Source organism: Mucilaginibacter panaciglaebae, assembly GCF_039539265.1.
Classification (GTDB): Bacteria; Bacteroidota; Bacteroidia; order Sphingobacteriales; family Sphingobacteriaceae; genus Mucilaginibacter; species Mucilaginibacter panaciglaebae.
This window is the reverse complement of record NZ_BAABCV010000007.1, coordinates 37,610-54,678: the sequence shown is the minus strand read 5'-3', so window position 1 is coordinate 54,678 and position 17,069 is coordinate 37,610. Positions and strand designations below refer to the sequence as shown.

The 17,069-nt window shown below is 43.5% G+C and carries 16 protein-coding genes; 14 read left to right on the top strand and 2 right to left on the bottom strand.

The genetic code is table 11. The features are described 5' to 3' along the window. Window positions 1-57 precede the first annotated feature (57 nt). Window positions 58-1,935 carry a M1 family metallopeptidase gene (locus ABD772_RS10780; RefSeq protein WP_345103881.1) on the bottom strand — a complete coding sequence of 626 codons (1,878 nt, stop codon included), beginning with the start codon at window positions 1,933-1,935 and terminating at the stop codon, window positions 58-60. 394 nt (window positions 1,936-2,329) lie between these two features. Here ABD772_RS10780 and ABD772_RS17570 point away from each other — a divergent pair, with 394 nt between their 5' ends. From ABD772_RS17570 to ABD772_RS10715, 14 genes are all read left to right on the top strand, one after another. Beyond that, entirely contained in the window at window positions 2,330-2,500 is a 171-nt protein-coding gene (locus ABD772_RS17570; RefSeq protein WP_425562826.1) for a type II toxin-antitoxin system RelE/ParE family toxin, read from the top strand. A gap of 162 nt (window positions 2,501-2,662) precedes the next feature. Beyond that, window positions 2,663-3,100: a 50S ribosomal protein L13 gene (gene rplM, locus ABD772_RS10775; protein ID WP_345103878.1), complete on the top strand. Its 438-nt coding sequence runs from the start codon at window positions 2,663-2,665 to the stop codon at window positions 3,098-3,100. A gap of 22 nt (window positions 3,101-3,122) precedes the next feature. Next, the gene (gene rpsI, locus ABD772_RS10770; protein WP_345103875.1) at window positions 3,123-3,509 is read left to right on the top strand and encodes a 30S ribosomal protein S9; all 387 of its coding nucleotides are present in this window, start codon (window positions 3,123-3,125) and stop codon (window positions 3,507-3,509) included. Between the two features lie 21 nt (window positions 3,510-3,530). Next, the gene (gene rpsB / locus ABD772_RS10765) at window positions 3,531-4,400 is read left to right on the top strand and encodes a 30S ribosomal protein S2 (protein WP_345103872.1); all 870 of its coding nucleotides are present in this window, start codon (window positions 3,531-3,533) and stop codon (window positions 4,398-4,400) included. An 87-nt stretch (window positions 4,401-4,487) separates the two neighbouring features. Beyond that, window positions 4,488-5,339, top strand: a complete 852-nt coding sequence (gene tsf / locus ABD772_RS10760; protein ID WP_345103869.1) for a translation elongation factor Ts — start codon at window positions 4,488-4,490, stop codon at window positions 5,337-5,339. A gap of 124 nt (window positions 5,340-5,463) precedes the next feature. Next, entirely contained in the window at window positions 5,464-6,573 is a 1,110-nt protein-coding gene (gene nagA / locus ABD772_RS10755) for an N-acetylglucosamine-6-phosphate deacetylase (RefSeq protein WP_345103866.1), read from the top strand. Between the two features lie 65 nt (window positions 6,574-6,638). Continuing rightward, entirely contained in the window at window positions 6,639-7,343 is a 705-nt protein-coding gene (gene pyrH / locus ABD772_RS10750; RefSeq protein WP_345103863.1) for a UMP kinase, read from the top strand. 61 nt (window positions 7,344-7,404) lie between these two features. Continuing rightward, window positions 7,405-7,968 (top strand): ribosome recycling factor, encoded by a 564-nt coding sequence (frr, locus tag ABD772_RS10745; protein ID WP_345103861.1) that lies wholly within the window; start codon window positions 7,405-7,407, stop codon window positions 7,966-7,968. A 71-nt stretch (window positions 7,969-8,039) separates the two neighbouring features. Next, on the top strand, window positions 8,040-9,806 hold the full coding sequence (locus tag ABD772_RS10740) for an ABC transporter ATP-binding protein (RefSeq protein WP_345103858.1): 1,767 nt from the start codon (window positions 8,040-8,042) through the stop codon (window positions 9,804-9,806). 250 nt (window positions 9,807-10,056) lie between these two features. Beyond that, window positions 10,057-10,419, top strand: coding sequence for an iron chaperone (locus ABD772_RS10735; protein ID WP_345103855.1), 363 nt, complete (start codon window positions 10,057-10,059; stop codon window positions 10,417-10,419). 93 nt (window positions 10,420-10,512) lie between these two features. Next, window positions 10,513-12,783, top strand: coding sequence for a Tex family protein (locus ABD772_RS10730; RefSeq protein ID WP_345103852.1), 2,271 nt, complete (start codon window positions 10,513-10,515; stop codon window positions 12,781-12,783). Window positions 12,784-13,132: 349 nt separating this feature from the next. After that, window positions 13,133-13,594: a MaoC family dehydratase gene (locus ABD772_RS10725; RefSeq protein WP_345103850.1), complete on the top strand. Its 462-nt coding sequence runs from the start codon at window positions 13,133-13,135 to the stop codon at window positions 13,592-13,594. A gap of 80 nt (window positions 13,595-13,674) precedes the next feature. Beyond that, a complete protein-coding gene (locus tag ABD772_RS10720; RefSeq protein WP_345103848.1) occupies window positions 13,675-14,346 on the top strand; it encodes a hypothetical protein in 672 nt (223 codons plus the stop codon). Window positions 14,347-14,431: 85 nt separating this feature from the next. Next, window positions 14,432-15,460, top strand: a complete 1,029-nt coding sequence (locus ABD772_RS10715; RefSeq protein WP_345103845.1) for an LLM class flavin-dependent oxidoreductase — start codon at window positions 14,432-14,434, stop codon at window positions 15,458-15,460. A gap of 31 nt (window positions 15,461-15,491) precedes the next feature. On the opposite strand, the gene ABD772_RS10710 is transcribed toward ABD772_RS10715, so the two are convergent. After that, window positions 15,492-16,802: an IPT/TIG domain-containing protein gene (locus ABD772_RS10710; RefSeq protein WP_345103842.1), complete on the bottom strand. Its 1,311-nt coding sequence runs from the start codon at window positions 16,800-16,802 to the stop codon at window positions 15,492-15,494. Window positions 16,803-17,069 lie beyond the last annotated feature (267 nt).

The following is a 17,069-nucleotide window of genomic DNA, read 5'->3' as shown; positions in this document are numbered from 1 at the left end:
GGTTACTGAATTCAAGCCCTACAAAGTTTTAAAAACTTCGCCGGGCTGATAAGATGCTTACTTAGCCACCCACTTATTATCGGCCGGTGTGGCATCCATAAATATGCCGCCGTCAAGATTGATCGATTTGGCAGTTTTATTAGCTTTAATAGTTATGGTGATCTGCTTTTGATCTTTCTCCCAAACCTGGGCTGTAGCGTGTGTGCTTTCGGTGCTGCCGTCGGCATAGGTTACTACGGCATCAAACGGAGCAGCAAAGCCCCCAACGTTGGTAATACTTAGTTTATAGCCCCCTGCTACAGCCTGGGCATTGTCCAGTTTCAGGTCGATGTAGCCATTGGTGAAGAACCAGTTGTTAAAGAACCAGTTTAGATTTCTGCCAGAACCGGCGTTCATCGAATTAAAATAATCCCACGGGATAGGATGTTTTCCGTGCCAGTTATCCATATAGGTATGCAACGCTTTTTTAAATAAGGCATCGCCCAGCATATCTTTCAAAGCCAGGTAGCTTAATGATGGCTTGCCATACGAGTTATTGCCATAGCCATTGCGTTGCTCGCTGGTAGGGGTGATCACCGGAATATCTTCGGCAGTTGATGGGTCATTGATCCATCTTTCTACCCGGAATTTCTTATAAAAGTCGTCGGCTGCTTTTTTGCCATTTTCGGCAGTGCCAATGAGTAGTTCTAACGTCGTTGCCCAGCCCTCATCCATAAAAGCATAGCGGCTTTCATTAATGCCCATATAAAATGGAAAATAAGTATGTGCCTGCTCATGGTCCTGTACCAGTTGTGCAAACTTGATATCGTCCTGGTGGCTATCGTTCACCATCATCGGATACTCCATATCGGCAAAACCCTGGAACACGGTCATCTTAGGAAAAGGATAAGGTACGCCCGGCCAATTGTGCGAGAACCAGCCTAAAGCATTCCGGCTAAATTGTACTGAATGATGGAAATCGGCCGACTGGTCTGGATAAGCAGCCTGTACGCTGGCTAAACGATGTGTAGCGTCATCAACTAAAACGCTTGCGCCGTCCCAGTTATAATGATCGCTTATACCAACGGTCATGTCCGAGATATTGGTTGCTGTCCAGGTCCAGGTGTTGGTTTCGTTTTGCGCGGTGATGGTTTTCGAGGCCAGATCAGCAGGTGTCGCAATGTGTACGGTACTGTCGCTGGCCATAGATCTTTGCAGGCGTTTAGCAAATTCAGGCTGCAATACTTTATCGGCATTACGCAAGGTGCCGGTGCTCCAAACTATAAAGTTTTTAGGGACAGTAACGTTAAGCGTATAGTTGTTAAAGTCATTGTAAAACTCCTGGGCATCAAGGAATGGCAGCGTGTCCCAGCCATTGTAATCGTCGTACACAGACACACGCGGATAAAAATAAGCCAGGAAGAAGGTAGTTGAATCGATGACGCCTTCGCGGTTGCTTTCTTTCGACAATTCATAATGCCAGTCGATATTCAATTTTACAGAGTCGTGCGGCGCCAGCGGTTTAGACAGACCAACCATTTGATTGGTTCCTGATGCCAAGATATTGTTCCAGTTAACTTTGGCATCCCCGATGGTAAAATTGTCGATCTGGATACCTGGTGTCAGGTAGTCGTCGCTTGCATTGCCAAACCGCGCAGCCCCCGGGCGATGAATGTTTAAGATAAGCTTCATGTTGATCCTTTTCAATGTTTCGGGGCTATTATTAATATAAGTGATCTGCTCGGTACCCTTAACTGTACGGCCTGGCGGGGTCACGCTGATAGCTATATGGTAATTACCGGTATTTTGCCAATAGTTTTTACCAGGCTTCCCGCTGGCATCGCGGGTGCCGGCGTCATAGGCTTTCTGAATGTCGCGCGGTATGTATAGCTTTTGGGCGTGGGCCTGTGCCACGAACAGGCATAAGAGGGCCGAAAGAGAGATGGTTCTGAACATCGGAGTTAGCGTTTGAATAATAAATCAGTTTTGTCGGTGTAAAAGTAGTAATTACTCCTTTGATTTTGGGTAAGGGGAAATGTTACAGTTGGCATTGTAATATGATTGGTGATCCACACGAATGTGTATCACTTTGGATCAATTGGATCACCTGTTATTTATAAAATTCTGATAATTAACGATTTGATTTTGCTGCATTTTGAAAGTGGATCAGTTTGGATCACTTTTTATGACTTTTAAGTCGGGATTTTACATCCATTTGGATCACTTTTTACTGACGAAATAGGGTTACCAGATGTTTGAAATTTGCATCGCTGCAGTAACGTTTGGTTGTGGTGTATTGGTATTGGCTTACTTAGCGTGCGCGTCCCTTTGAAAAGGAAGTTTCAAAAAAATGGAATTAATCATCGCGAATCCTTTACAATATCCATTAAAGAAAAAAGCTCAAGAAGTTAACATAGATAAATATCCCTACCTGATTATTTATCGGATACATGCAAAGCGCAAGCTCATATTAGTTGTTTCAGTATTTCACACCAGTCGCCACCCCAAAAGGAAATATTGATTTCCGGTTAAAAAGATTCCATTTTTCAATCATACCCTCATCTGCAAACTTTTCTTGCAAAATAACCCACAAATCCGCTTGCAAATAAATGAAATAACCGTATCTTTGCAGTCCCGAAAAAGCGGGGTTATATTAATATTTTAATAATTTAATTTAAAGCAAGTGAATACGTTAAGTTACAAAACTGTCTCAGCCAACAAAAAAACCGTTAACAAACAATGGGTTGTTGTTGACGCGGAAGGCGAGATTTTGGGGCGCTTGTCTACTAAGATCGCAATGATCATCCGTGGAAAGAACAAGCCAGATTTTACCCCGAACGTAGACTGCGGCGATAATGTTATAGTTATCAATGCAGACAAGGTTAAATTGACCGGAAACAAGTTTAGCGATAAACAATATGTTTCTTACACCGGTTATCCGGGGGGTCAGCGTTTCATTTCTCCTAAGGAGTTAATGGCGAAACATCCTGCACGCGTAATTGAAAAAGCGGTGCGTGGTATGTTACCTAAAAGTCGTTTGGGCAAAGCATTGTTTGGTAATCTGCATGTTTATGCGGGCGACAAACACCCACATGAAGCTCAAAACCCGAAAGCCATTTAATTAAAACACTAAGGAAAAAGAAATGCCAACAACTAACACTTCAGGCAGAAGAAAAACAGCCGTTGCACGTATCTACCTTAGCGAAGGTAGCGGTGCTATTACCGTTAACGGTAAAGATTACAAAGAATACTTCCCTACATTGCCATTGCAATACGTAGTTACTCAATCAACAGAAGTTGCCGGTGTTGCCGGACAATATGATGTTAAAGTAAACGTAGCAGGTGGTGGTGTTAAAGGGCAGGCAGAAGCCGTACGTTTAGCTATTGCTAAAGCTATTGTTGAACTCGATGCTGATAAGAAACCTGCGTTACGCGCCAAAGGCTTAATGACACGCGATATGCGTATGGTTGAGCGTAAAAAACCAGGCCGCAAGAAAGCTCGTAAGAGATTCCAATTCAGTAAACGTTAATATTTTAAGGAGGACAACACAATGGCAAGAACAACATACGACGAGTTACTGGACGCAGGTGTACACTTTGGTCACCTTACCCGCAAATGGGATCCGAAAATGTCTCAATACATTTTCATGGAGCGTAATGGTATCCACATTATCGATTTAAATAAAACCTTATCAAAGGTTGAAGAAGCTGCTGCAGCTATAAAACAAATTGTAAAATCAGGACGTAAAGTTTTATTCGTAGCTACGAAAAAACAAGCTAAAGACATCGTTGCTGATTATGCAAAAACAGTAAACATGCCTTTCGTAACTGAGCGTTGGTTAGGTGGTATGTTAACTAACTTTGCTACTGTACGTAAGTCAATCAAAAAGATGTCAAACATCGACAAATTGACTAAAGACGGTACTTACACCAACCTTTCTAAAAAAGAAAGATTGATGATTCAGCGCGAGCGCATTAAATTAGAAACTTTGTTAGGTGGTATAGCTGATCTGAATCGCTTACCTGCTGCATTGTTTTTGATCGACGTTAAGAAAGAGCACATCGCTGTATCTGAAGCATTAAAGTTAAATATCCCAACCTTTGCTATGGTTGATACTAACTCTGATCCTTCAAACATCGATTTCCCTATCCCGGCTAATGACGACGCCACTAAATCAATTTCATTGATCACCGGTATCATTATAAAAGCGATAGAAGAAGGTCTGGAAGAGCGTAAACGCGAAAAAGACGACGAAGCTGAAAAAGAAGCAGCACAAGCGAAAGCTAAAGCTGATGCTCCGGAAGGCGCAGAGAAACCAACCACTGCCGGCGAAGGCAAAAGAGCACGTAAGGCTCAGGTTGAAGCTGCTGCAGCTATCGAAGAAGAAGCACCAGCTGCTGATACTACTACAGAAGAGTAATAATATTTAGTCGTAAGTCTTGAGCCTATAAGTCTTAAGTGACTTCAGACTCAGGGCTTGCGACTTTTAACTTATAATAAGAACAAGATGTCTACAGTACAAATCTCTGCATCAGATGTAAATAAACTGCGCCAGCAAACCGGTGCGGGTATGATGGATTGCAAAAAAGCTTTAACTGAAACTAATGGTGATTTTGAAGCTGCTATTGATTTTTTAAGAAAAAAAGGTGCTAAAGTAGCTGCCAGCCGTCAAGACCGCGAGTCGAACGAAGGGGTGGTTGTTTCACGTACATCAGCCGACGGCAAACGCGGTGTAGTTATCGAGTTAAATTGTGAAACTGACTTCGTAGCTAAAAACGCTGAGTTCGTAGCATTTGCTAACGCGATAGCTAATGTAGCTGTTGAAGAGAATCCGCAATCAGTTGAAGAACTAAATCAATTATCAATTGATCTTGAAAATTCTCGTTTAACTATCGCTGAAGCGTGCATCGAAAAAACCGGTAAAATCGGCGAGAAAATTGGCGTTTCTAAATTCCAGGTTATTGAAGGCGAGAAAGTTGTTGCCTACATCCACGGTAACTACCGTTTAGGGGTATTAGTTGCCCTGAGCAAAAACGTTGCCGGCGCTGATGAAGCAGGTAAAGACGTTGCTATGCAGATTGCAGCCATGAACCCAATTGCGGTTGATAAAGATGGCGTTGACGCTACTACTATTGAGCGTGAATTGGAAATTGCTAAAGATCAAATTCGTGCAGAAGGTAAACCGGAAGAAATGGTTGAAAAAATTGCTGCCGGTAAATTGAATAAATTCTACAAAGACTCAACCCTGTTAAATCAGGAGTTTGTTAAAGATTCTTCTAAAAACGTATCTCAATTTTTAGATACCATTGAAAAGGGTCTGACAGTAACGGCCTTTAAGCGAGTAGCTTTAGGAGCTTAATCATATAATCCCCCGATAATATCGGGGGATTTTTTTTGCCAAAAAATTTGCAGAGACGCAATACTTTGCGTCTCTTGTAATAAATTAGCCGGAGACACAAAATATTGTGTCTCTGCAAAAGATGATGAAAACCGTTTTACATAATTGCAGGCTAATAACTGATGGTGTAATTACCAATGGCAAGGCTGTTATTATTGAAAACGGAAAGATCGCCGAAGTCATTGAGGATACTCAAATCCCGGCAGACGCAAAACAAGTAGACCTGAATAATAATTATTTGGCACCCGGTTTAATAGACCTACAGGTTTACGGGAGCGGCGGCAAATTATTGGGAAGCATTTACCAGGAAGAAGCCCTGGCCCAAATGGAAGAAGATTTTCTGACGCAGGGCACTACCGGTTTCTTCGCTACTATTGGCACTAACAGTGACGAATTTTTTGAAAAGGTTATCGCAGCCGCAAAAAACTACCGCGATAACTGTAAGGGGAATTTTTTAGGTGTGCATTTGGAAGGCCCCTTTTTAAATCCGTTGCGTAAAGGTGCGCATATGGCAGCGTATATGCATAAGGCCACGCTTGATAAAGTAAAGCTTTGGCTTGATTTGGGCGATGGTGTTATAAAGATGATGACCATAGCTCCGGAATTGCAAGATGATGATGTCATCAACTATTTAATTGATCAGGGCATAATATTATCGTCAGGCCATAGTAATGCGACTTATCAGCAAGGTAAAACATTCCTTAATAACCCTATAAAAGCGGTAACACATTTGTATAATGCCATGCCGCAGATGCATCACCGCGAGCCTGGATACATCCCTGCGATTTTTGAAGAACGCCCTTACACCAGCATAGTTGCCGATGGCGTTCATGTTGATTTTGCAATGATCCGTTTGGCAAAACGCGAATTGGGCGATAAACTTTTTTTAATAACCGATGCAGTCACCGAAACTACAGAAGGTATTTATCCGCTGCATACATTGCAGGGCAACTATTATGTAATGCCACCTCACAATACTTTGTCGGGCTCGTGTCTAACCATGATCAGAGCCGTACAAAACTGTGTTGAACACTGCGACATAAGTTTAGCCGAAGCGGTTAATATGGCTTCACTATATCCGGCTCAACTTGCATCACTTAACAAGGGGAAGATTGCACCGGGCTTTGATGCCGACATGATTGTATTTAATGACAACTTTGAAGTACAGGCAACGGTACTGAAAGGAGTTATTTAACAAAGTCGACATAAAATTTTAACAATAGCTTTAAATATATATTTTTGATAAACTCCACAACATCCATGAAATACAAAAGAATATTATTGAAACTGAGCGGCGAATCATTAATGGGCGACAGGCAGTACGGCATTGACAATAAGCAGGTATTACAGTACGCGCATGACATTAAAAGCGTTCACGACAAAGGCGTCGAGATAGCTATCGTAGTAGGTGGAGGTAATATTTTCAGAGGATTGAGTGCCGAAAAATCGGGCATGGAACGTGCACAGGCCGACTATATGGGTATGCTGGCTACAGTTATTAACTGTATGGCTTTGCAAAACGCATTGGAAAGCATAGGTGTTGATACCCGTCTGCAGTCGGCTATAAAAATGGAACAGATCTGCGAGCCTTATATCCGCCGTCGTGCTATGCATCATTTGGAGGTGGGTAAAATTGTGATCTTTGGCGCCGGTACGGGTAACCCATATTTTACTACCGATACCGCTGCTTCTTTACGTGCTATTGAGATCAAGGCTGACGTAGTATTAAAAGGCACCCGTGTTGATGGTATTTATACCGCCGACCCTGAAAAAGATCCAAGCGCAACGCGCTACGACGAAATAACTTTTCAGGAAGTTTACGACAAAGGCCTTAACGTGATGGACATGACCGCTATAACCCTTTGTCAGGAAAATAAACTACCAATCATTGTGTTTGATATGAACAAACCCGGTAATTTTATGAAAATTGCCGACGGCGAGCCTATCGGTACTTTGGTTAAATAGTGAGTAAGGTTTAATTTAGCTAAGTCACAGATTTTACTATTTTTGTCAAAAAGATAAAGCAATGAGCGAACTCGTTAAAAAACAGATAACCGAAGCTAAGGCTGCTATGGATCGGGCTATTGACCATGCAGATAACGAGCTAAATAAGATACGTGCCGGCAAAGCAAGTCCGTCGATGCTGGACGATATATTTGTTGACTACTATGGCACTGCTACTCCGTTAAACCAGGTAGGTAGCGTTAATACACCAGATGCCCGCACTATTGTGGTACAGCCTTGGGAGAAATCATTGTTAGGCGCTATTGAAAAAGCTATCATGGAGGCTAACCTTGGTGTTAACCCTCAAAATGACGGCGTGATAATTCGCATCAATGTACCGCCGTTGACCGAAGAGCGTCGCCGCGACCTGGTTAAGAAAGCAAAAAGCGAAGCTGAAAATGGTAAAATTGCCATCCGTAACGTACGTAAAGACGCTAACGAAAAGATCAGAAAACTGAAAGCCGAAGGCGTCTCTGAAGACGAAATGAAAACCGGCGAAGCCGAAGTTCAAAAGCTAACTGATGCCTATATCATTAAGGTAGATCAGTTATCAGAAGCTAAGGAAAAAGATATAATGACGGTATAAATATCCACCGTTTGTCAAATTAAAGGGAATGAGCTACTTAGCTATTCCCTTTTTTTATTTTTGATTTACATATGAATATACTTCTGCAATATTTAAAAAGATACCGCTGGACAGTAGTGCTTGCACTGATCCTTGCGGGCATAAACATTGGCTTTTCGTTGGTTGATCCGCTGATAACCGGCAAGTTAATAGACAATTATATATTACCTAAAAATGGCGCCGTTTATACTTACGAATATCGTTTGCACGGATCATTGATTTTGATAGCTATAGCTATTGGTGCTGCCATGGTATCGCGTATAGCTAAAAACTTTCAGGATTATTTTACCAACATCATCGTGCTCAAAACCGGTGCACAAATGTATAGCGACGGGCTGAAACACTCGCTTGAATTACCTTACCAGGTTTTCGAAGATCAACGAAGCGGCGAAACTTTGGGCATTCTGCAAAAATTAAGGATAGATTGTGAGAAGTTTATTACCTCATTTATTGCCACGCTATTTGTAAGTGTTGTGGGTATTGTGTTTGTGATCATCTACTCCTTAAAAGTAAACTACCAGGTAACGCTGGTTTACTTTGCCTCAATGCCGGTAATTGCTATAGTAAGCACATTGTTAAGCCGTCGTATTAAAAAAATACAAGGCACTATTGTTAAAGAAACTACAGCTTTGGCCGGTTCTACTACAGAATCATTGCGTAACATTGAACTTGTTAAGAGTTTGGGTTTGGCTAAGCAGGAAATCGAACGGCTAAATAAAACCACCTACAAAATTCTTGATCTGGAGTTGAAAAAAGTAAAGTTTGTGCGAAGCATGAGCTTTGTACAAGGTACTGTAGTTAACCTGGTACGTAGTACCATGATTGTGGTTTTATTGATGCTGATATTTAAACACACGCTAACCACAGGTAACTATATTCAGTTTTTGTTTTACTCATTTTTCCTGTTTAACCCCTTGCAGGAACTAGGTAACGTAGTACAGTCATGGCGCGAAGCACAGATATCATTGGGCAATTTTAAAGCCATATTGGATACGCCTATTGACAAGAAACCTGCCAAACCTGTATTGGTTGAAAAGATAAGCAAACTGACGTTCGATAATGTGACCTTTAAGCATCTGACCGCAACGCGCAACGCGCTGAATCAAATCAGTTTCGAAACGCAAATGGGCGAGACTATCGCTTTTGTTGGCCCGTCGGGTTCGGGTAAGACCACGTTGGTAAAATTGCTGGTGGGTTTGTATCAGCCTTTAGAGGGCGGTATCGGTTACAACGACATTAATAGTAAAGAGATTGACCTTGATCAATTGCGTGAAAAGGTTGGCTTTGTTACGCAGGATACTCAATTATTTTCGGGCACTATTCGCGAAAACTTATTATTCGTTCGCCCGGATGCTACAGATGAAGAGTGTCTGGATGTATTACAGCGCGCTGCTTGCCAAACCTTGATGGCTCGTGCTGCCCAAGGTTTGGATACGGTAATTGGCGAGGGTGGTGTAAAAGTATCTGGTGGAGAAAAGCAACGACTATCAATTGCCCGTGCTTTGCTACGCAGGCCAGATCTGTTGGTGTTTGATGAAGCAACTTCATCGTTAGATTCGCTAACCGAAGAAGAGATCACCGAGACTATTAAGGATGTATCAGATGTTAATGACCATATAACTATTCTGATTGCGCATCGCCTATCAACTATTATGCACGCCGATAGAATTTATGTGCTGGAAAAAGGGCGCATTATAGAATGGGGCAAACACGCAGATCTGCTTGATCAAAAAGGGCTATACTACGCTATGTGGAGACAGCAGATTGGCGAGAAATATACGCTTGAGCTGGAAGGATAACTATTTTCCTTCATGTCATCTTGAATGTAGTGAGAGATCTATACACGTGCAATTCTAAGCAATGTATAGATTTCTCGCTATGCTCAAGAGAGTGGCTCTCGTTGTGGAAATGACAACGTTATCTTTTTTACCATAGGTAACGTGAACAAATTATTTTACCCTGTCGCAATTCACCCCTAAACATGTCTCTTCCAACCGCCATGTAATTAATTATTACGCTATAGCTTTGTAACAACCAACGTCCAAGATCATGAAGCAGGTTAAAAACATCGACGAATACATCGCTGATTTCCCGGAGGATGTTCAGGCGCTACTACAAACCGTTCGCGCAACCATCCATAAAGCTGCCCCTGACGCCACTGAGGATATCAAATACGGTATCCCCACTTTTATATTAAATGGCAACCTGGTGCATTTTGGCGGCTATAAAAACCATATCGGCTTTTACCCCGCACCAATGGGCATTGATGCTTTTCAGAAAGAAACCACACCATATCAGGCAGGCAAAGGCACGTTACAATTTCCGCTGAATAAGCCAATGCCATTAGAGTTGATTGATAAAATTGTAAAATATCGGGTAGGCAAGAATCTGTCCAAACCGAAGAAAAAATAGCACCCGCCTCTTGACGTTCGTAGCACAATAGTTACCAACAGTGCTTGTACTTCTTTGGTCATTAACTGAACTTCGCGGTCCCAATAAAGTACTATGACAAGCCATTATAAGAAAATAGCCTCGGAGTTGTCCGTAGCCGAAAAACAAGTTATTGCCACTGTCAATTTGCTTGACGAAGGCGCCACTGTTCCGTTTATATCACGTTACCGCAAGGAGTTGACCGGCAGCCTTGACGAGGTGCAGGTGGCCGGTATACGCGACCGCATACAGCAACTGCGCGAACTGGACAAACGCCGCGAAGCCATCCTTAATTCACTAAAGGATATGGGCAAGCTAACGCCAGATCTGGAAGCGCAGATCAACGCCGCCGAGACCATGGTCTTGCTGGAAGACATCTACCTGCCTTATCGCCCTAAAAGAAAAACACGTGCCACCACCGCCCGCGAAAAAGGCCTGCAATCACTGGCAGATACGCTATTGGCTCAAAACAATTTTGACGTTGAGGCTGAGGCCGAAAAGTATATATCCGAAGAAAAAGGTGTTGCCGGTATTGAGGACGCCCTGAGCGGTGCCCGCGATATTATTGCTGAACATATCAGCGAGGATACTACCGTGCGTACCAAAGTGCGCGAGTTATTTGTGGAGAAAGGCGTATTCAAGAGTCGGGTCGTTCCGGGGAAAGAAGAGGCCGGCATTAAATTTAAGGATTATTTTGAATGGGAAGAGCCGGTTAAATCGGCACCGTCGCACCGTGTGTTGGCTATGCGCCGGGGCGAGAAGGAAGAGATATTGTACCTGGACATAATGCCGCCGGAAGAGGAAGCGATCGACGTTCTGGAGAAGGCATTCATTACTGGCTATAACGCCGCTGCCGATCAGGTAAAGCTGGCTATTGGCGATGGCTACAAACGTCTGCTGCGCCCTTCCATGGAAACCGAAGTACGCCTCCTTACCAAAAAGAAAGCCGACGAAGAAGCCATTCGCGTATTCGCTGAAAACGCCCGCCAACTATTGCTTGCGGCGCCATTAGGACAAAAGCGTATTATGGCTATCGACCCGGGGTTCCGTACCGGTTGCAAAGTAGTTTGTCTGGATGAACAAGGCAAGTTACTGGAGTATACCGCCATATTTCCGCATACCGGCGCAGGCCAGGCTAAAGAGGCGGAGAAGACTGTTCGGCATTTGTTTGAGAAATATGATATTGAAGCCATTGCCATTGGCAACGGTACCGCCGGCCGCGAGACGGAATTGTTTATACGTAAATTGAACTTAACCGGTGTTAACATTGTAATGGTAAACGAAAGCGGTGCATCTATTTATTCAGCGTCTGAAGTTGCGCGCGAGGAATTCCCTGACAAGGATGTTACGGTGCGTGGTGCAGTTTCTATTGGCCGCAGATTAATGGATCCATTGGCCGAATTGGTGAAGATCGACCCTAAATCAATTGGTGTAGGCCAGTACCAGCATGATGTAGATCAAAATAAATTACAAGCTTCGTTGGATGACACCGTGATCAGCGCTGTAAACGCAGTGGGTGTCGAGTTGAATACTGCTTCTAAGCAGATTCTGGCTTATGTTTCCGGATTGGGACCGCAGCTGGCGCAGAAGATCGTGGAATACCGCGATGAGAACGGCGCTTTCAAACACCGCGAGCAGCTCAGGAAGGTGCCCCGCCTGGGCGATAAAGCCTATGAGCAAGCGGCAGGTTTCCTGCGCATCCGCAATGCAGAGAACCCCTTAGATGCCAGTGCTGTCCACCCGGAGCGTTATTCCCTGGTAGCACAAATGGCTAAAGATAAAGGCTGTACTGTAGCCGATCTGATACGTGACGATAAACTGCGCTCAAGCGTCCCGTTACAAAAATATATAACAGATTCTGTGGGCCTGCCAACGCTTAACGATATCATGGCCGAGTTGGCCAAGCCAGGGCGCGATCCGCGCGAACAATTTGAAGCTTTTAGTTTTACTGAGGGCATTAACGCCATAGCTGATCTGAAAGCTGGCATGAAGCTCCCGGGTATCGTCACCAACATTACAGCTTTTGGAGCGTTCGTGGATATCGGTGTACATCAGGATGGCCTGGTGCATTTAAGCCAGATAACTAATAGGTTTATCAAGGACCCGAACGAAGTGCTCAAAGTGCACCAGCAGGTTGAGGTTACGGTTACTGAGGTAGATATTAACCGTAAACGGATATCGCTCTCCATGAAATCGGATGAGCCTAAGCGGGAGGATCGCTCCAGTAATCAGGGCAAACCGCAGCAGCGTAAGTCAAACCACAATCATCAGCCAAAAAGAAAAGAAGCGGAGCCTGAGACTGACATGGCGTTGAAGTTAGCGGCTTTAAAGAATATGTTTAAGTAAGCGTTTTGTTTCGGTAAAATGTGAAACAGATGAAACAAGTGAAACGAAGTTTTAACCTAAAGTACTGACTAACAACGGATTATTAAAAACCCGTGAGACAAAATGAAACAACGGATAAGTCAGTAAAGTTTCGCTGTGTATTTTACTTAATTTATTGATAATCAGCGGGTGCAAAACTTATGTTTTGCGCCCCTTTTTGTTTCATAGCAACCGTTCCTCGTTAGCGATGATCTTTACAAGGAATGTCGGCAGAATCATGTCTATGTCAGATCAGTTTTGGTGTAATCATTGCAGATTATTACTTTAGAGGCTCTGTACCAATTGCAGACCTACTTAAAATAACTGATTTATGATTGTCATCAAAAACTACGAAGAATTTGAAACCCATTTAGGTAAAGAGCTGGGCGTATCTAACTGGCACACCATTACCCAGCAACAAATCAACCTATTTGCCGAAGCCACCATAGACCACCAATGGATACATACTGACGAGGATCGTGCCAAAACCGAAAGCCCTTTTAAAGCTACTATTGCGCATGGCTATTTAACCGTATCGCTGCTGCCCTACTTCTGGCATCAGATTGCTGATGTGCAGAACCTCAAAATGCAGATAAATTACAGTATCGAAAATATCCGTTTTGCCCAGGCGGTTGCCGTAAACAGCCGCGTAAGGTTAATTGCTAAATTAGATGCCATAGCCAACTTACGGGGCATCACCAAAGCTACTATTGGTGTTACTATGGAGATTGAAGGCGAGAAAAAGCCGGCTTACACAGGCGCGGTGGTTTTCTTGTACCATTTCAACAATTAGCCAGATTAAAGGGTGTTTACTTTTTCAAATATTCTTTTAAATTTGAAAAGCTTTGATAATCAACCCTTACCTCAAGCACCATGAAACGCCAATACGTACCTTTATTGCTTATTTTCGGCCTATTGCTGGTTAAATGCAAAATGGATCCGCCGGATATGTTGAATATTCCTGATACGACAGATGGATACCAACCGGTGACAACAGGCACCCAATGGGCCTATCACCAGACACTAAGTACCGGCGCCTCTATGGATGAAATTATGAAGATGAATGGCTCACACGCGGTCATCAACGGCAAAACTTATTATGCCGCAACCGACAAGGCAGATACCGTCGTTCACACATCATACTTTTATCATGGCAATGGCAGTTATTCCATACGCTCAGAAGTGTTAGGTGCCGGTACAACCGTAGAATACTTGTATCTAAAGGATGATTTCCCCGTGGGTCAAACCTGGACCACTCCAATTACCGACAATGGCAAACTGGCAGGCTACCCGGCACAGATAGTAGGCAAAATAGTTAAACAAGATACCACCATGGCGGTATCGTCTATGACTTTTAACCACGTGGCGCATACCCAGTTACAACTGCAATATGATATTGGTAGCGGTGCTGGTTTCGAGACTTATCAGCTTATTGATTTTTATATAGCAAAAGGAGCCGGTATAATTCAGATTGATACGGATGCCGGTCAGCCTACTAACTTACAGTCGCACCAGGAGATCATTAACTACAAAATAGAAAAGTAAGCTTTTCTGTAAGTTTAATGCCATAATACTTCCCCTCAGTACATTAACTAAAGGAGGCTAAGTACTTTTGTGTTCATTTATACTTATGAGCATAAAAAACATTCGCTTAAGCGTGCTGGACCAATCGCCTATACGAAAAGGCCTTACCGCTGAGCAAGCTGTACAAGAAACCATCGCATTAGCAAAATATACCGATCAGTTAGGTTATACCCGCTTTTGGGTTTCAGAACATCATAATACCGGCAGCCTGGCAGGTTCAACGCCCGAAGTGCTGATTGCTTACCTGGCTTCGCAAACTACAGACATCCGCATTGGCTCGGGCGGGGTGATGATGCCCAACCACAGCACCTTAAAAGTTGCCGAAAACTTCAGGATGCTTGAAGCTCTGGCCCCCTGCCGCGTTGACCTTGGCATGGGCCGCGCACCCGGTACCGACCGTATTACAGCATCAATATTGAACCCATCAAATCATTTTGCTGAACAGGATTTTGTGGAACAACTGGCCGACTTACGCAACTACTTTCATGACCGCGCCGATCCGGGCACCATTCAACAAAAGATACGGGCTATTCCGCAGGTACAAACCGTACCGGCTATGTGGCTGCTAAGCTCAAGCGGGCAAAGCGGTTTGTTTGCGGCGCATTTTGGAATGGGCTTTTCTTTCGCACATTTCATTAATCCGGTGGGCGGGCCGCAGGCTGTGCAATTGTATAAAGAACGCTTTCAGCCATCGGAAGACCTGCAGCAGCCGGAAGCCAATATGGCCATATTTGTATTTTGTTCTGACGACGCCGAAAAGGTAATGCAGCATAAGGCTTTGATGGACCATCGCTTTATTCAATTTGAGCGCGGCATGGGGCTCTCGCCATATAACTATGAAGACATTAAGGATGTAGAATACACATTAGCCGAGCAAGATCGGATACGTTATAATCGCCAGCGGGTCGTAGCTGGCTCGCCGGAGATGGTGAAGACCCGCCTGACACAATTGGCAGAAAGCTATAATGTAAATGAAATTATAGCGGTAACCATTGCCGAAGATTTTAATGATCGCCTGCAGTCCTATAAATTATTGGCAGATCTGTTTGAAATAAAAAACAGCCCGGGCAATTAAGCCCCGGACGGTTTGTATTATAAGATCAGCATTAATTATTTTTGAAAGTCATCTTACTAATAACATTCGGCCCGGCGTTGTCAATATAAAGCGACCCGGCCAGGTCAAATGCCAACCCTTGTGGATTGATTACCGATGCAAACGGCGCTGAGCCGCTTACCGGATCGCCTGAGTTGATTGTTCCCTTAATATAAGTACGAACCAAGCCCACCTTATTCATTACCCTTATTTCATAAACGGGTCCCGCCGCATTATTATCGGCTATCCAGATATTACCTGAGGGGTCTACTGCCATTGCACCCGGCTGATAAAACTGTGCGCCGTTACCAGTACCGTCAACAAAACCTGCCGTGCCGTTACCTGCTATAGTAGTTACGGCGCCATCTGGTGTTATCTTTCTGATGTTATGATATTTTTTATCGCTGACATAAACAACCCCTTCCCATTCATCGACAGCAATACCTGCCAGATCGCCAAACTGGGCGGCAACACCCAAACCATCCGCATTTCCATCGGCATCGCTCCCGGCCAGGGTTGACACCATACCTGAAGATGTAATTTTACGTACCCGATGTCCATCGATAACATATAAATTACCGGCCTCATCATGGCTTATACCACCAATAGCTGAAAATTTAGCCGCAGTGCCGGCGCCTTCGGCAAATCCCTCATCACCCGAGCCTGCAAATACGGTCGCTATTTTTTGGGGGGTTACTTTAATAATATTGAAATTATCGGCATTGGCAATGTAAATATCGCCGGAAGGCCTGATAGTAAAATCGGTGATACGTTTATAATCATCGAATGATCCGGTATATCTTACAGCGGTGCCATCTGAATTTAATTTATAGACGCCATGCTCATCATGCCCCCAGATATTGTTGCTTCTGTCAACCTGAACATGCTGACCTTGAAAACCATGTATTTTGTACAAATTATTAACGTCGCCATACATTATGGTAAATTTTGCGGTCGACGCTAATGGTGTAGATCCGCTTGTCATAGTTAATATTCCGGTGTTAGCCGTAGCTGGTATAGCGGCGATGATCTCTGTTGAGGTTACTGAATACAGGTTGAGCCTGTCGCCATTGATAAACACCGAATTGTTACCTGGTACCGTATTAAAGTTTTTACCGGAAATTTTTATCACAGTACCGCCTACGCCGCTGGTGGGCGTAAAATCGCCCAGGGTGGTTGCTTTGGTGATGCTACCAGAGTCATCATTATTATTACTATTGTTTTTGGGGGGCTGCTGCTGTTTTGAGCAACCACTTATGCTGCCAAATGCAATTAAGAATAATGCAGGAATGTAAAATTTCCTTTTTAGATAAATATGTTTCATTATTTGTGTAAGGTTCAAATCAAAAGCCCAAATTAACAAAAACCTTTACGCTTTATCTAATTAAAATCGAAGATCTGTTTGAAATAAAAAACCGCCAGGTCAATTAAGTTCCCGGCGGTTTGTGTTTATAGATTTGGTTTAGAATTGTTTAGCATAGTCAAAGCAATTGGAGTTGGTAATACCCTCTCGCAGGGCAGGGATCAGTGATGGGATAAGGTTTAGGGTAGACTATTCTTGTTTAAGAAACACACAACAAACAAAACACTC

Coding starts and splice junctions, on each gene's coding strand:
- tsf (WP_345103869.1), top strand. CDS start 4,488: ATGTCTACAGTACAAATCTCTGCATCAGATGTAAATAAACTGCGCCAG.
- ABD772_RS10710 (WP_345103842.1), bottom strand. CDS start 16,802: ATGAAACATATTTATCTAAAAAGGAAATTTTACATTCCTGCATTATTC.
- pyrH (WP_345103863.1), top strand. CDS start 6,639: ATGAAATACAAAAGAATATTATTGAAACTGAGCGGCGAATCATTAATG.
- ABD772_RS10735 (WP_345103855.1), top strand. CDS start 10,057: ATGAAGCAGGTTAAAAACATCGACGAATACATCGCTGATTTCCCGGAG.
- ABD772_RS10720 (WP_345103848.1), top strand. CDS start 13,675: ATGAAACGCCAATACGTACCTTTATTGCTTATTTTCGGCCTATTGCTG.
- ABD772_RS10715 (WP_345103845.1), top strand. CDS start 14,432: ATGAGCATAAAAAACATTCGCTTAAGCGTGCTGGACCAATCGCCTATA.
- rpsB (WP_345103872.1), top strand. CDS start 3,531: ATGGCAAGAACAACATACGACGAGTTACTGGACGCAGGTGTACACTTT.
- ABD772_RS10780 (WP_345103881.1), bottom strand. CDS start 1,935: ATGTTCAGAACCATCTCTCTTTCGGCCCTCTTATGCCTGTTCGTGGCA.
- frr (WP_345103861.1), top strand. CDS start 7,405: ATGAGCGAACTCGTTAAAAAACAGATAACCGAAGCTAAGGCTGCTATG.
- ABD772_RS10730 (WP_345103852.1), top strand. CDS start 10,513: ATGACAAGCCATTATAAGAAAATAGCCTCGGAGTTGTCCGTAGCCGAA.
- nagA (WP_345103866.1), top strand. CDS start 5,464: ATGAAAACCGTTTTACATAATTGCAGGCTAATAACTGATGGTGTAATT.
- ABD772_RS17570 (WP_425562826.1), top strand. CDS start 2,330: ATGGAATTAATCATCGCGAATCCTTTACAATATCCATTAAAGAAAAAA.
- ABD772_RS10740 (WP_345103858.1), top strand. CDS start 8,040: ATGAATATACTTCTGCAATATTTAAAAAGATACCGCTGGACAGTAGTG.
- ABD772_RS10725 (WP_345103850.1), top strand. CDS start 13,133: ATGATTGTCATCAAAAACTACGAAGAATTTGAAACCCATTTAGGTAAA.
- rpsI (WP_345103875.1), top strand. CDS start 3,123: ATGCCAACAACTAACACTTCAGGCAGAAGAAAAACAGCCGTTGCACGT.